General features: G+C 43.8%; 14 protein-coding genes. 10 read left to right on the top strand and 4 right to left on the bottom strand.

All coding sequences use genetic code 11. The features are described from left to right. The first annotated feature begins 8 nt into the window (after window positions 1–8). Genes ACO6S0_RS11220 through ACO6S0_RS11230 form a run of 3 tightly spaced genes read left to right on the top strand, consistent with a single transcriptional unit; the run spans window position 9 to window position 3,990 of the window. A complete protein-coding gene (locus ACO6S0_RS11220) occupies window positions 9–1,289 on the top strand; it encodes an MFS transporter (RefSeq protein WP_422348471.1) in 1,281 nt (426 codons plus the stop codon). After that, a complete protein-coding gene (locus tag ACO6S0_RS11225) occupies window positions 1,282–2,895 on the top strand; it encodes a glycoside hydrolase family 3 protein (protein ID WP_422348472.1) in 1,614 nt (537 codons plus the stop codon). Before ACO6S0_RS11220 ends, ACO6S0_RS11225 begins: the two co-directional genes overlap by 8 nt. Before the next feature lie 15 nt (window positions 2,896–2,910). After that, window positions 2,911–3,990 (top strand): anhydro-N-acetylmuramic acid kinase, encoded by a 1,080-nt coding sequence (locus ACO6S0_RS11230; protein WP_422348473.1) that lies wholly within the window; start codon window positions 2,911–2,913, stop codon window positions 3,988–3,990. Here ACO6S0_RS11230 and ACO6S0_RS11235 read toward each other — a convergent pair. Further along, entirely contained in the window at window positions 3,987–5,198 is a 1,212-nt protein-coding gene (locus tag ACO6S0_RS11235; protein WP_422348474.1) for a multidrug effflux MFS transporter, read from the bottom strand. The two genes, ACO6S0_RS11230 and ACO6S0_RS11235, sit on opposite strands and share 4 nt — an antisense overlap. Window positions 5,199–5,410: 212 nt before the next feature. On the opposite strand from ACO6S0_RS11235, the gene ACO6S0_RS11240 reads away from it, so the two are divergent. The 3 genes from ACO6S0_RS11240 to ACO6S0_RS11250 all read left to right on the top strand — a co-directional run bounded on the left by ACO6S0_RS11240 (window position 5,411) and on the right by ACO6S0_RS11250 (window position 7,245). Beyond that, window positions 5,411–5,731: a GIY-YIG nuclease family protein gene (locus ACO6S0_RS11240; protein WP_422348475.1), complete on the top strand. Its 321-nt coding sequence runs from the start codon at window positions 5,411–5,413 to the stop codon at window positions 5,729–5,731. Between the two features lie 79 nt (window positions 5,732–5,810). Then, entirely contained in the window at window positions 5,811–6,872 is a 1,062-nt protein-coding gene (locus ACO6S0_RS11245) for a Gfo/Idh/MocA family protein (protein WP_422348476.1), read from the top strand. Between the two features lie 52 nt (window positions 6,873–6,924). After that, the gene (locus ACO6S0_RS11250) at window positions 6,925–7,245 is read left to right on the top strand and encodes a GIY-YIG nuclease family protein (protein ID WP_422348477.1); all 321 of its coding nucleotides are present in this window, start codon (window positions 6,925–6,927) and stop codon (window positions 7,243–7,245) included. A gap of 91 nt (window positions 7,246–7,336) precedes the next feature. On the opposite strand, the gene ACO6S0_RS11255 is transcribed toward ACO6S0_RS11250, so the two are convergent. The 3 genes from ACO6S0_RS11255 to ACO6S0_RS11265 are packed head-to-tail and all read right to left on the bottom strand — an operon-like array spanning window position 7,337 to window position 10,835. After that, a complete protein-coding gene (locus ACO6S0_RS11255; RefSeq protein ID WP_422348478.1) occupies window positions 7,337–8,878 on the bottom strand; it encodes an acyl-CoA carboxylase subunit beta in 1,542 nt (513 codons plus the stop codon). 5 nt (window positions 8,879–8,883) lie between these two features. After that, entirely contained in the window at window positions 8,884–10,326 is a 1,443-nt protein-coding gene (accC, locus tag ACO6S0_RS11260) for an acetyl-CoA carboxylase biotin carboxylase subunit (protein ID WP_422348479.1), read from the bottom strand. An 8-nt stretch (window positions 10,327–10,334) separates the two neighbouring features. After that, window positions 10,335–10,835: an acetyl-CoA carboxylase biotin carboxyl carrier protein subunit gene (locus ACO6S0_RS11265; protein ID WP_422348480.1), complete on the bottom strand. Its 501-nt coding sequence runs from the start codon at window positions 10,833–10,835 to the stop codon at window positions 10,335–10,337. 178 nt (window positions 10,836–11,013) lie between these two features. On the opposite strand from ACO6S0_RS11265, the gene udk reads away from it, so the two are divergent. Genes udk through scpA form a run of 4 tightly spaced genes read left to right on the top strand, consistent with a single transcriptional unit; the run spans window position 11,014 to window position 15,414 of the window. Then, complete coding sequence (gene udk, locus ACO6S0_RS11270; protein ID WP_420400230.1) at window positions 11,014–11,622, top strand: uridine kinase; 609 nt, start codon at window positions 11,014–11,016, stop codon at window positions 11,620–11,622. Next, window positions 11,606–11,956: an FtsB family cell division protein gene (locus ACO6S0_RS11275; protein ID WP_422348481.1), complete on the top strand. Its 351-nt coding sequence runs from the start codon at window positions 11,606–11,608 to the stop codon at window positions 11,954–11,956. The genes udk and ACO6S0_RS11275 overlap by 17 nt, the downstream gene beginning before the upstream one ends. After that, entirely contained in the window at window positions 11,949–13,346 is a 1,398-nt protein-coding gene (locus ACO6S0_RS11280; protein WP_422348482.1) for a methylmalonyl-CoA mutase subunit beta, read from the top strand. The genes ACO6S0_RS11275 and ACO6S0_RS11280 overlap by 8 nt, the downstream gene beginning before the upstream one ends. Continuing rightward, window positions 13,339–15,414, top strand: coding sequence for a methylmalonyl-CoA mutase (scpA, locus tag ACO6S0_RS11285; RefSeq protein WP_422348483.1), 2,076 nt, complete (start codon window positions 13,339–13,341; stop codon window positions 15,412–15,414). The genes ACO6S0_RS11280 and scpA overlap by 8 nt, the downstream gene beginning before the upstream one ends. Window positions 15,415–15,497 lie beyond the last annotated feature (83 nt).

The raw sequence follows: 15,497 nt of genomic DNA on the forward strand, positions 1-15,497 counted from the left end.
TAACTTAGATGAGCATCGCAAAGAAAGACAAAAGAGCTTGGGTCTGGGTACCCATTCTTTATTTTACGCAGGGTATTCCCTATATCCTCATTGTAACGGTTTCGGTAATCATGTACAAGCGTTTGGGCGTTGGCAATGCAGAAATTGGACTGTACACCAGCTGGCTCTATTTGCCATGGGTATTGAAACCCATTTGGAGTCCCTTTGTGGATTTAAACGGCACTAAACGAAAATGGTTTTTGGCCATGCAACTACTGGTTTCACTGGCCTTTCTGGGCATAGGACTTTCACTACCCACCAATGCATTCTTTGTAGTTTCCCTTGCATTTTTCTGGATGGCCGCCTTTGCCTCGGCGACCAACGATATTGCCTCGGACGGATACTATATGATAGGTCTCACCCAAAAAAAACAGTCCTTTTTTATCGGGATGCGAAGTACCTTTTATCGTTTGGCCATGGTGACAGGGCAAGGACTTCTGGTCATTTTTGCAGGCTTTCTGGAAAACCAGTATGGGGACAACACCAAAGCGTGGTCGCTCACCATGATCTGTGCAGCCGTTCTCATGCTTGTTCTCACCATTTCCAATTTCTTTGCTGCACCCAAGTTTGAAACCGCTCCCAATCAAAACTCGGACAAGCCCAACAATTTTTGGGAAGTATTTGCTTCGTTCTTCAGAAAAAAACAGATTGGCATTGCCTTGTTGTTTATACTAACCTATCGGTTGGGAGAATCGCAATTGGTAAAAATGGCCTCCCCTTTTCTTTTGGATGAAAAAGAAGTGGGCGGATTGGCTTATTCCACGGAGGCAGTAGGAACCATTTATGGAACCGTGGGAGTAATCATGCTTTCCTTGGGTGGCATTATTGGGGGAATATTAATTTCTAGAGATGGACTTAAAAAATGGATGCTCCCCATGCTATTATCACTAAACCTGCCCAATATCCTCTATGCCATGCTGGCGATTACCAAAACCTCCAGTCTGGTTGCTGTGGTGGGAACTGTAGTGGTAGAGCAATTTGGTTATGGATTTGGGTTCGCTGCTTTTTTGATCTATCTCATCTATATTGCAGAAGGAGCTTCCAAAACCTCCCACTATGCCATAGCAACAGGTTTTATGGCCTTGGGAATGATGCTTCCTGGAATGTTGAGCGGTTACATCCAAGAATGGCTGGGTTATGATGGATTCTTTGTTTGGGTCGTCATTGCCGCCTTACCCGCATTTTTGTTACTCAAATTTTTAAAGTACCCTGCCGATTACGGAAAGAAAAGTGCCATTACCCATGAATGATCTACTATCCAAATACGAAGAAGCCAAAAACCAACTCACCTTAAAGCAAAAAGTGGGTCAATTGTTTATGCCCGCAGCATTCATCAATGATTCCGAAGAGGAGGTTCAAAAATTGGAGTATTTGATTAATACATTGAACATTGGTGCCATATGTTTCTTCCATAGCAGAGCCAGTGCTGCCACAAATTTTGAAGGCAAAAAGAAAGTAGTCCACAACGAGAAGAGCTACGATCGTTTGTTACAACTGATAGAACGGTATCAAAAAGCAGCCAACATTCCTTTGCTTATCGCCATTGACGCCGAATGGGGACTGGCCATGCGTATTGAAAACACGCCACAATATCCGTATGCCATTACCCTGGGAGCCATTCAGGAACAACATAATTTATTGTTTGATGTTGGAAAGCATATTGGTTTGGACTGTCTGAACGCAGGCGTGCATTGGAACCTCTCCCCCGTTGTCGACATCAACAGCAATCCAGAAAATCCTGTCATAGGATATCGGTCCTTTGGTGATGAAAAGGACAGTGTCACTTCCAAATCTTTAGCATATATCCAAGGAATGTCCAGTGTAGGGGTTCTAAATTCCGTTAAACATTTTCCAGGGCACGGGGATACGGCAACGGATTCCCATTTGGGACTACCTGTTATTGACAAATCCAAGGAAGTCCTAATGGAAAACGAACTTTTCCCTTTTATAAAGCACATTCAAGAAGGCGTTGATTCAGTTATGGTGGGACACTTGTCAATACCATCACTGGACAAATCAGGGAATCCCTCCACCACCTCCTATCCCATAATCACAGAACTTCTCAGAAACGAATTGGGCTTTGATGGCGTGATTATTTCTGATGCCCTGAACATGCATGCCGTTTCCAAACAATACACCGTAAAAGGTACTTTGGAATCTGCTGCATTCAAGGCTGGAATGGATATGATGTGTTTTACCGAATATCCAACAGAGGGCATAGCCGAAATATTGAAATCTGCTACTGCGGAACGCATAGAAGAAAGCTTCAGAAGGGTATGGCAGCTAAAGGAAAAAGCTTTTTTGGAGCATTCTTCCAAGCAAGCATCAAATCCCATGGTGCCCGAGGAGTTAAATCGGAAGTTAGCCCGTTTCGCGTTGACGGAATGCTATGGAGATACTAATACGGTCCAAACGCTAAAAGCTGGTCAATTTCTCAACCTTTCCATAGGTAGCCCTGCTGAAAATTTGTTTTCCAAATCCATTGAAAACGCTTTTGGCAGACAGCACCTTCATGTGAAATCTGAAAACTTATCAGAAATCAAGCAATTGGTTGCTTCCAATGAAAATGTGGTTTTGGCATTGTTTCCTCCCGCTGTTAAACCCAAGGGAGCATTTGGATTTGAAGCTTCAATATTGGAATTTATCCGTGAATTGATTTCCCAGAAAAATGTCCTGATCTATCTGTTCGGAAATCCTTATGTGAGCAACATCCTTGGATTGGAAGTAAATTCAAACCTAGTGATTGTCTATCAAGATTTTAAAGTGTTCCAAGAAGAGGCCTTTGAGCATTTCCAAGGTAAATTTGAAGCCAAAGGAAAGCTTCCTATTCAGGTGAAATCCGCTTCTCAACACTAATCAAAAAACATCCCTATGAAGAAGTATCAGGTTTTAGGATTAATGTCGGGCACTTCCCTAGATGGGTTGGACTTGGCCTTTTGCCAATTATGGGAAGGTGCTAAGGGATGGGAATTTTCACTGGAAAAAACAAAGGGTGTTTCCTATGATCCTCATTTAAGAGACCAACTAAAGGATGCCATACACCTTCCTGAACAAGATCACGAACAACTGCACCGAGATTACGGCATTTGGCTGGGGAAGCAGGCCTTAGCGTTCATAAAAGAGCAGGATTTGGATGTTGATTTTATAGCCAGTCATGGGCATACCTCACACCATAGACCGGATGAAGGTTTTACCTTTCAGTTGGGAGATGGGCAGTTACTCGCCGATAATTCAAAAAAGAAGGTCATCTGTGATTTCAGAACCAAAGATGTTTCCCTGGGTGGTCAGGGCGCACCCCTGGTACCCATAGGAGACCGATTGCTGTTTCACCAATATGACTTTTGCCTGAATCTGGGAGGAATCAGCAATATGTCTTTTGAAAAAGATGGTGAAAGAATTGCCTATGATATTGGTCTGGCCAACATGCCCTTGAACTATATCACCACCAAGTTGGGAATGGCCTATGATGAAGATGGAAAGATGGCCCGATCGGGAAATTTGGATAATCCGCTATTGGAGCAATTGAACGCATTGTCCTATTACCAGCTTCCCCATCCAAAATCCACCGGCTATGAATGGTTCACTGAGGAAATCGTTCCCTTAATTGAATCCTCGAAGGCAAGCCATGCCGATTTGTTGCACACCTTCATCCATCACAACTGCGAACAAATTGCTTTGGAAGCACAGAAACATGCGTCTGGACCAAACCAAAAAATGCTAGTCACTGGTGGGGGAGCCTTAAATGGTTTCTTTAAGGAAACGCTGCAAGAAACGTTGGGGCCAACCATTGAAGTCAATGCACCTTCCCACACACTCATTGCTTATAAAGAAGCACTCGTATTCGCCTTAATGGGTGTTCTTAAAGAACAGGGCAAAACCAATGTGTTAAGTTCCGTTACTGGAGCAACGAAAGACTCCTGCAGTGGTGAAATTTTCTACCCGAAAGCCTAGTTGGTCAATGCCACCCGTCTGCGTTTTCTGGTAGAAATGACAAGGAGCAAAGATGCAATCCCACAAATGGCCAACCCTGCGAAAAGGGGCCAAACACTATCAGCAATGAAATCCCCAATGAAAGTTGCAATTGGAATGGCCAACAGCGTGGACACAAAACCATTGATGGCAGCGCCAATCCCAGCAATGTGCCCAATGGGTTCCATGGCGATGGAACGATAATTTCCCCACATAAAACCAAGGCAGAAAAACTGAATGGAAAGGAATCCCACCAAAATGTAGATATTGGGATTGGGGGTTCCCCAAAACAGCAATACATAAAGAATGGCTATCCCACAAAACACCGCAAGGGCCAAGACAGACAGTTTTCGCATGCCATAGCGCATGACCAACGTACCGTTCATAAAGGTGGACAAGCCAATGGAAATAGCCAAACCAGCAAATATGTATGGAAAGGCCTCCTTGAGGTCGTATTGATTCTCAAAAATGTGTTGGGAAGAACTTAAATACACCAAAAACGCTCCTGTGACCAAGCCTGAAATAAAGGTAAAGATAACGGTATCCCTATATTTAAAGAATTCACGAACCCCGTCCACAAATACGTGACGCGTAAATGGAATTTTGTATTCCGGTTTCAGCGTTTCCGGTTGCCTTTTCCAAAACCACAGGGCCACCACAAGGGCAAAAAAGAGCTGGATGTAAAAAATGGCTTCCCATCCAAAAGCGTCCAAAATGAGTTTTCCTATAGCCGGTGCGATCACCGGAATCAGAATAAAAAAAGCGACTACAAATGACATAACCTTGGCCATGTAATCCCCTTTATACGTATCCCTAATAATTGAAATAGCCAAAGTTCTGGGCGCCGATAGTCCAATACCTTGTAAAATTCTACCCAAAACCATCACCTCCAAAGAAGGGGCCCAAACACAGATTACACTGGCTATGGCAAACAAAATAAATCCCAAGTAAACCACAGGTTTTCTGCCATAACAATCCGAAAGGGGGCCAAAAATCAGCTGTCCCACACCAAGTCCCAAAAAAATCATGGTCACCAACAGTTGGTTATCTGTTGAACTGTAGCTATTAATAGCCTCACCGATATTTGAGATCGCTGGTAAAAGGGCATCAATGGCCAAGGCCACAATGGACATCAATGCGGCCATCATGGCTATGAATTCGAAGTTAGGTTTTTGGGTCTCTTTTTGCATTTCGCAAAATTAGGCATCCCCAAGAAACCAATGAAGTATTTATGATAGTATTAATGTTATCGTTGATAGTCAAAAGTTATAATACAATTAAGTCTTTCAAATCCTTTCTGAACTCCTTCGAGTTTTTTCTTTGGCCCCGAAAACCTAGTCCCAAATATCCCACTAATGCCTATATTTAGCGTCAGGTCGAGCGCAGTCGAGACCTAACGCCCATGAAATCTTATTACGTTTACATCTTACTTTGTGCTGATGGACTTACCTATACAGGTATAACCTGTAATTTGGCCAGAAGATTGGAGGAACATCAACATGGATTGAATAAGGACAGTTTTACATATAAACGAAGACCTGTCAAGTTGATATTTCAACAACAGTTCAATGATGTACTACAAGCTATTTATTTCGAGAAGAAAATCAAAAAATGGAGCGCCCAAAAGAAGTTGGCTTTGGCTCGTGGAAATTTTGACCTGCTCCAAATTCTAACTGAATGCAGGAATGCATCACATTACAAGTATAAGCCAGAATGCGAATAAGGTCTCGACTGCGCTCGACCCGACATTCTTAATGAATTTTAATGGTCTGAATGCCTATATTTGATTAAACTTCAGGGTGATGAATACATTGAAAACATTGGTAGTGGGCTGTGGCAATATGGGAACCTCCCATGCCCGTGCCTATCATAAATTGGAAGGATTTGAAATTGTTGGACTGGTAAGCAGAGGAGCCAAAAGTAGGGAACGTCTTTCCAAGGAATTGAATGGAATCCCCACATTTTCCGATTATGATCATGCCCTAGAACAGACAAAACCCGATGTAGTCTCCATCAATACGTATCCCGATACTCATTTTGATTACGTGAAGAAAGCGTTGCAAGCCGACGCCCATGTATTTGTGGAAAAGCCCCTTGCCCTTACCGTGAAAGAGGCCCAAGGTTTGGTAGAACTGGCCCAAAAGCAAAAGAAGAAAATGGTAGTAGGGTACATTCTTCGTGTTCATCCTACCTGGACCCAATTTGTCCAAATGGCGCAAACCTTGGGAAAACCGTTGGTGATGCGAATGAACCTAAATCAGCAAAGTGCGGGGGAGCAATGGTACACCCACAAACAATTGATGCAATCCATGTCTCCCATTGTGGACTGCGGTGTGCATTATGTGGATATCATGTGTTCCATGACCCGATCCAATCCCGTAAGTGTTTCCGCTATTGGTGCTCGTCTGTCTGGTGAGGTTGATGACCAAATGTACAATTACGGACAATTGCAAGTACGTTTTGAAGATGGCTCCGTAGGATGGTACGAAGCAGGTTGGGGACCAATGATGAGCGAGAATGCCTTTTTTATCAAGGATGTGATCGGGCCAAAGGGTTGTGTTTCCATCAGTGATGCAGACAAGGGAGCCTCCGAAGATATTGAGGGGCATACAAAAACTGGAAGTTTAAAACTACATCACAGTACTTTGGACGCGGATGGTCACTTTGCCAAAAAAGACGAGATAATAAACACCACGGATGAACCTGACCATGACCAACTTTGTCTTTTGGAACAAGAGTACCTGTTGGACGCCATCGCTAACGACCGTGACCTTACCGACCATTTGAATGATGCGATCAACAGTTTAAAAATTGTTTTGGCCGCTGATGAATCCGTAAAAACGGGTAAAACCGTTTTATTGTGATAATTCCAAATTGTTCCCGTGTCAGGTCGAGCGCAGTCGAGACCTAAAACCCATGAATTCCTACTACGTTTACATCCTACTCTGTGCCGACGGAATTACATATACTGGCATCACCTGTGACATATCCCGTAGACTTACAGAACACCAAAATGGCTTGAACAAACGTAGTTTCACCTACAGAAGAAGACCCGTCAGGCTGATATTTCAACAACAGTTCAATGATGTATTACAAGCCATTTACTTTGAGAAGAAAATCCAAAAATGGAGTGCCCAAAAGAAACTGGCTCTGGCTCGTGGAGATTTTGATTTACTACAGATTCTAGCGGAATGTAGAAATGCCACTTATTATGACTATGACCCAAATAAAGATTGAGGTCTCGACTGCGCTCGACCAGACAATCCCACCAAAATTTATATCAAAAAAGGACAGCTTTTTTTACAAAATCAATAGAAAAGTCTTTGACTTACAATGGAATATTACCATGCTTCTTTTTTGGGGCAGTCACCTCCTTTTTTTCAAGCATTGCATAAGCCTTCAACAATTTTCTTCTGGTGTTTTTGGGCAGGATTATTTCATCAATGAATCCTCGGCGTGCCGCTCTGTAAGGGTTCGCAAACTTCTCCGCATATTCCGCTTCTTTCTCCTTTAATTTTGCCTCAGGGTCATCAGCTGCAGCTATTTCCCTCCTAAAGATTATCTCACTGGCCCCCTTGGCACCCATTACCGCAATTTCGGCAGTAGGCCATGCAAAGTTAAAATCAGCTCCGATGTGTTTGGAGTTCATCACATCATAGGCACCGCCGTAGGCCTTACGGGTAATTACGGTAACCCGAGGTACGGTAGCCTCGCTCAACGCATAAAGAAGCTTGGCACCGTGCATGATAATTCCCGACCATTCCTGATCCGTCCCCGGTAAAAATCCAGGAACATCCACTAAAACCAGCAATGGAATATTGAAAGCATCACAAAAACGGGTAAACCGAGCAGCCTTCCGAGAGCTTTTTACACCAAGAACCCCTGCCAAAAACATAGGTTGATTGGCAATAATTCCAATACTCCTGCCCCCTAATCTGGCAAAACCAACAATCATATTCTCCGCATAATCCTTATGGATTTCATAGAACGAATCGTGGTCAATAATACCATGGATCACATCGTGCATATCATAAGGCTTGTTGGGGTTGTCCGGAACAATGTTCGAAAGTTCTTCCCGTACTTCTTCTCCCAACTCATAATCCAACTTCCTTGTGGTTTCCTTATTGTTTTGGGGCAGATACTCCAACAGTTTCCGGATATCATCCAAGCAGGAAGCATCATTGGACGATGTTTTATGTGCCACCCCCGATTTAACCGCATGGGTAGTGGCACCTCCCAATTCTTCCGAGGTTACCTCTTCATTGGTCACGGTTTTGACCACGTTTGGCCCAGTTACAAACATATAGCTGGTTTCTTCCACCATCACAATGAAATCCGTCATGGCGGGAGAATACACTGCACCTCCCGCACAAGGACCCATCACAGCCGAAATTTGGGGGATAACCCCAGAAGCCTGAACATTTCTGTAGAAAATATCCGCATAGCCTCCCAACGACCGAACCCCTTCCTGGATTCTTGCACCCCCTGAATCGTTCAACCCGATAATGGGTGCACCTACCTTCATTGCCAAATCCATCACCTTACAGATTTTCTCCGCATGGGTCTCCGATAAGGCCCCACCAAAAACCGTAAAATCCTGGGCATATACATAGACCAGTCTGCCATGAATGGTTCCATAGCCAGTAACTACCCCATCGCCATAATATTGCTCCTTGTCCATGCCAAAATCTGTGGTCCGATGCGTCACCAAAATGCCCATCTCCTCAAAAGAGCCTTCGTCAAGTAAGTAGTGGATACGTTCCCTAGCGGTTAGTTTTTTCTTTTGATGTTGTTTTTCGATACGTTTTTCCCCACCGCCTAAATGGGCTTCGGCCAGCTTTTCGTTTAGCGTTTTTATTTTGGAATCCATATGCTTTAGTTTGTAGGTAGTTGAACAATTTTTTGATCATCTAGAAATTGGCGTAAAGCCATTATCGCAGCCATTTCTGCTTCTTTGGATTTTCGTTCCAAAATCAGTTTGGGCGAATAATGATCCTTTACAAAATGGGTGTCAAAATTCCCAGAACGGAACGCCTCATGCTCCATAACAAAGGCTCCAAAAGGTAAGGTGGTTTGCACTCCTTTGACTTTGTAGTCCCGTATGGCCTCCAACATTAGTTCAATGGACTCCTCCCTGGTTTTACCGTAGGTAATCAACTTGGAAAGCATGGGGTCGTAGTAAATGGGAATGTCCATACCTTCCTCAAAACCGTTGTCTACCCGAATGCCCTCACCAACCGGTAATTGATAGGTTTCCAAGGTTCCCACACTGGGTAAGAAATCGTTTAGGGGGTCTTCGGCATAAACCCTTAGTTCCATAGCATGCCCCTGAATTTTCAAATCCTCCTGTTTCATTGGCAATGCTTCTCCCCTAGCTACTTTTATCTGCAACTCTACAAGGTCAACTCCCGAAATAAGCTCCGTAACGGGATGCTCCACTTGCAATCGGGTGTTCATTTCCAGGAAATAGAAATTAAGGTCGGCATCCATTAAAAACTCTACGGTACCGGCGCCAACATAATCGCAAGCTTTAGCCACTTTGGTAGCCGCCACGCCCATGGCTTCCCGAAGTTCTTGGGTTAAAATGGACGAAGGGGCCTCTTCTACCACCTTTTGGTGTCGCCTTTGAATACTACATTCCCGTTCAAAAAAATGCAGTACATTCCCCTGGGTATCCGCCATCACCTGAATTTCGATATGGCGCGGGGAAGTAACATATTTCTCCACAAAAACAGAACCGTCGCCAAAAGCAGACGTAGCCTCACTAATGGCCCTTTCCATTCCCGATTTCAAATCTTCTTCCTTTTCTATGATACGCATTCCTTTACCTCCCCCACCTGCAGAAGCCTTGATCAGAACGGGGTATCCAATTTCATTGGCAATTTCCTGGGCCTTTGCCACATCTGTAATGGCTTCATCAATGCCTGGAACCATAGGAATATTGTAAGCCTTGACTGCTTCCTTGGCCGCTAGTTTGCTTCCCATGATGCGTATAGCCTTCGATTTAGGGCCGATAAACGTAATTCCGTTTTGTTCCACAGTCTCTGCAAAATCCGCATTTTCACTTAGGAATCCGTATCCAGGGTGTATGCCATCCACACCGCGCTCTTTGGCCATAGCAATGATTTTATCCCCCAACAAATAGGATTGGTTGGAAGGTGCTTCCCCAATGCAGACGGCCTCATCAGCAAACCTCACATGGGGCGCATTTCTATCGACTGTAGAAAAGACGGCCACGGTGCGTATTCCCATTTTTTTGGCGGTTCGCATTACCCTAAGGGCAATCTCGCCCCTATTGGCAACTAGTATTTTTTTCATATCAAGACTTATTCAAATTCTACAAGCAATTGTTGTTTCTCTACAGCATCCCCAACTTCAACGGCAATTTTTTTGATGACCCCTTTTCGTGGTGAAGTAATAATGTTTTCCATTTTCATGGCTTCCAAAACTATCAACTGGTCATCTTCAGCCACTTCCTGGCCTTCTTCAATCGAAATATCCAAAATCAATCCAGGCATGGGAGCAGCTATGGAGTTGATACTTTTGGCACCGTTGGAAGCAAATCCCATTTTTTGGATAAGCTTGTCCAGCGGGGTCTGAATTTCCGCTTGATACTCGGTACCGTTCACCTTGACGGTATACAGTCGCTGATTCCCATTGGCCTTGGGAATCTCAATATGATAAGAGATGCCATCCTTCAAAATATGAAAAGCGCCATCCCCCGTTTTTAGGGAATCCATAGAAGAAATTTCATCTTTGGATAACTGAAATTCAAGGTCTCCATCGACCTTGACTGTAAAGGAATTGTCCATAAAGAATGTGCTCATGGGTTGTCAATATAAATATAAGGTTAAAGCAGTATTCCAGGGCAAAGCTATGGTTAATTCCTTTCTGGAATCATGACAATAATCATTCATGGAATGGCAAAAAGAACCTAACTATGCAGTTGCAATGGCGGCTTGAAAAATGTATCAAATGCTTACTTTTGGGGTTAAAATTATCATTATGCTGATCTTGGGAATTGCCGGGGGCACCGGTTGTGGTAAAACCACAGTGGTCAATCAAATAGTTGAGGAACTACCCGATAATGAAGTGGGTGTTATTTCGCAGGATTCCTATTATAATGACCTCTCCCATTTAACCAAGAAAGAACGCGGTCAAATCAACTTTGACCATCCCAACTCCATAGATTTTGAATTGTTGATTTCCCACTTGCAGCAACTAAGAGAAGGTAAATCCATCCATAAGCCCATTTATTCGTTTGTGGAGGAAACCCGTTTGGAAGATACCATTTTAACCCATCCCAGAAAGGTGATGATCGTGGAAGGTATTTTGGTATTGAGCAATCCGTTGTTGCGTGAAATGTTTGACATCAAAATATACGTGCATGCCGATTCCGATGAGCGTCTGATTCGAAGGTTACAACGAGATATTAGGGAACGAGGTCATGATCTGGACAAGGTTCTGACCCGTTACCAGACGGCTGTAAAACCCATGCACCAACAGTTTATAGAACCTTCGAAGGAGTTTGCGGATATCATCATCCCCAATAACCACTATAATACGGTAGCGGTAGATATGGTTCGTACCATTATTAATGAAAGATTGGGCTGATATGCTGATTCGTGATCTGTTCAACAAGAAGTGGTTCAAATTTATGCGGAACATTTATGTTCTGGTCCTGACAGCATTTGCCATCTGGATGATTTTCTTTGATGCCAATTCCTTGCTCATTCATCGGGAATTGAACCAGGAAATAAAAAAGTTGGAAAAACAAAAGGAGTTTTTGGAAGGGGAAATTGAACATGACAAGCTCATTCTAGACAAACTTTCCGACCAAGAAGAACTAGAGAAATTTGCTCGTGAAAAATATTATATGAAGAAGGAAAACGAGGAGATTTTTCTTATTGAATACGAGGATAGTCTTAAGACCAAAAAAAATGAATAACCCAAGTTTATTTGATGAATTCCCTCAGGTGTCTTCCAAACAATGGAAGCAAAAAATCCAGTATGACCTAAAGGGAGCAGATTATAATGAAACTTTGGTTTGGGAATCTTTGGAGGGTATCAAGGTTAAACCTTATTACCATTCTGAAGATGTAGAAAGTCTAAAATCATTTCAGCAAAAAGGGTCTTCGGAATGGAAGGTTGGGCAGCCCATATATGCTGGAAATTTTTCCCTGGCCAACACAAAAGCGATAGACAGCCTGGAACGTGGCGCCGAAAGCCTGGTTTTCACCATTCCAGATCAGGATTTGGATATAGCCACTTTGTTTCAAGGCATTGATTTATCAAAATATCCGCTGCACTTAAACTTTGAAACCCTTGATAAAAATATCATACAAGAGTTCCTGGAATTTCTGAAGGGCAAATCCACCTCGGTCTTCTTCCACTTAGATCTCATTGGCCATTTGGGAAAAACTGGAAATTGGTACCAAAACTTGGAAAAGGACCACCAACTACTGGAAGAGGTCTGTGCAATGGTATCCTCCTTTGACAACTTTAGTGTTTTAAGTGTAGACATTTCCCATTATCAAAATTCTGGGGCAAACATGGTGCAGCAATTGGCCTATGGTCTTGCCCATGCCAACGAGTATCTCAATCATTTTTTCAATAGCGCTTCAACGTCATCGAAGGAGACATTTCCCATCACTTTTAAAGCTTCAGTAGGAAGCAACTACTTCTTCGAAATTGCCAAGCTTAGAGCCCTCCGTTGGTTGTGGCGGACGCTGGCCAAAACCTACGACATAACATCGGATTGCCATATTTTGGCATTTCCCACCCAACGTAATAAAACCCTATACGATTACAATGTAAATATGCTTCGTAGCACATCCGAATGCATGTCTGCTGTCTTGGGTGGCGCAGATACCGTACATAACCAAGCTTACGATGTCATTTATCATAAGGACAATGAATTTGGGGACAGAATAGCTAGGAACCAACTCTTGCTTTTAAAGGATGAAAGCTATTTTGGTAATGGGGCCAAAGCAGCAAGCGGCTCCTATTATGTTGAGTCGCTTACCCAACAGTTGGCAGAAAAAGCCTTGGTATTGTTTAAACAACTAGAAAGTGCTGGGGGATTTTTAAGCGAACTAAAAAAGGGCAACATACAGCGAAAGATCAAGGAAAGTGCCGAGAAGGAACAAGGCTTGTTCAACGACGGGAACATCGTGCTTTTGGGAACCAATAAATTCCAAAATCCCCAAGACCGAATGAAGGATGATATGGAGCTCTACCCCTTTGTAAAAACCCATGCCCGAAAGACGTTGATTGAGCCAATCATAGCAAGGCGGCTAGCGGAACAGATGGAAATAAAACGATTGGACGATGAGTAGAAAGGACGTTTCACAACTTGAATTGGTGGATGTAGGACATCCAAATACCAATATCACTGCCCAACAGCATTTTAATTTTGCCGCAGGCATCCCTCCCTTTCTTCGGGGGCCGTATTCTACCATGTACGTACGTAGACCATGGACCATTCGCCAATACGCTGGATTCTCCACAGCTGAGGAAAGTAACGCGTTTTATAGAAGGAATTTGGAAGCAGGTCAGAAAGGGCTTTCGGTTGCGTTTGACCTCCCCACCCACCGCGGTTACGATAGCGATAACGAGCGTGTGGTAGGCGATGTGGGCAAAGCAGGAGTTGCCATTGACAGCGTTGAGGATATGAAGGTGCTTTTTGATGGAATTCCCTTGGATAAAATGTCGGTATCCATGACCATGAACGGAGCGGTTATTCCAATTATGGCATTTTATATTGTCGCTGCATTGGAACAGGGGGTATCCATGGAGCAGCTTTCCGGGACCATACAAAATGACATCCTCAAGGAGTTCATGGTGCGGAACACTTATATCTACCCTCCTGCTCCATCCATGCAATTGGTGGCCGATATTTTTGAGTTCACCAGTCAAAACATGCCCCGATTTAACAGTATTAGTATTTCCGGGTACCATATGCACGAGGCGGGAGCACCCGCAGCCATGGAGTTGGCGTACACCTTGTCCGATGGTATTGAGTATATCAGAACCGGAATAAAGGCTGGGTTAAAAATCGATGATTTTGCCCCGCGACTGTCTTTTTTCTGGGGGATTGGGATGAACCATTTCACGGAAATCGCCAAAATGCGGGCAGGACGCATGCTCTGGGCCAAACTGGTCAAGGATTTCAATCCGAAAAATGAAAAATCCTTGATGCTTCGAACCCATAGTCAGACCAGTGGCTGGAGTTTGACCGAGCAAGATCCCTTCAACAATGTGGCACGCACCACCATTGAGGGCATGGCGGCAGCGTTTGGAGGCACACAAAGCCTACATACCAATGCCCTGGATGAAGCCATAGCATTACCCACGGATTTTTCGGCAAGGATTGCCAGAAATACCCAGATATATCTGCAGCAGGAAACACATATCACCAAAACCGTAGATCCCTGGGCCGGAAGTCATGTGGTTGAAAACCTGACCAGTGAAATAGCAAACGAAGCTTGGGAACTGATACAGGAAGTGGAAAAATTAGGCGGAATGACCAAGGCTATAGAAGCAGGGATACCCAAAATGCGGATCGAGGAAGCAGCTGCCAAAAAACAAGCCCGAATAGATAGCGGACAGGATGTCATCATCGGAGTGAACAAATATCAGCTCGAGAATGAGGATGACCTCCAAATTTTGGAAGTGGACAATGATAAGGTAAGAAAACAACAGCTTGCCCAATTGGATCAACTAAGGTCAACACGTAAAGAAGAAGAGGTAAAACTGGCTCTAGAGCGTATTTCTATGGCATCGGAAAAAGCCATGCAAAATGAAAGTGATCGTGAAAATTTGCTAGCTTTAGCCGTAGAAGCTGCCAAAGCAAGGGCCACCTTGGGAGAAATTAGTGATGCCATGGAAAAGGCCTTTGGGCGATATCGAGCAAAAATCCAATCCTTTACCGGAGTGTATTCCAAAGAAATCAAAAACGACGAAAGCTTTGAGCGGGCCAAGCAAATGGCCGATGACTTTGCCTTGGAAGAAGGTCGTAGACCTAGAATTATGGTGGCCAAAATGGGGCAGGATGGCCATGATCGTGGAGCCAAAGTGGTGGCAACAGGTTATGCAGACCTTGGCTTTGATGTGGATATTGGACCCCTCTTCCAAACACCCGCCGAAGTTGCCAAACAGGCCGTTGAAAATGATGTCCATGTACTAGGGATTTCCTCCTTGGCAGGAGGCCATAAGACCTTGGTGCCTGAGGTGGTCAAAGAACTTAAAAATCATGGTAGGGAAGACATTATGGTCATCGTGGGTGGTGTTATCCCCAAACAAGATTACGACCACCTAATGAAACATGGGGCCGTAGCCGTGTTTGGACCCGGTACCAAAATCAGCGATGCCGCTATTGAAATCCTAAAGATTTTAATAGGATAATACCCCTTAACTTATTAGCAATTAAAACTTTAACTTTCTTTAACGCAAGATGTTAAGGTTATTCACCCTCTGTTAACAAAATA

This window comes from Flagellimonas sp. (assembly GCF_965233845.1).
Lineage (GTDB): Bacteria > Bacteroidota > Bacteroidia > Flavobacteriales > Flavobacteriaceae > Flagellimonas.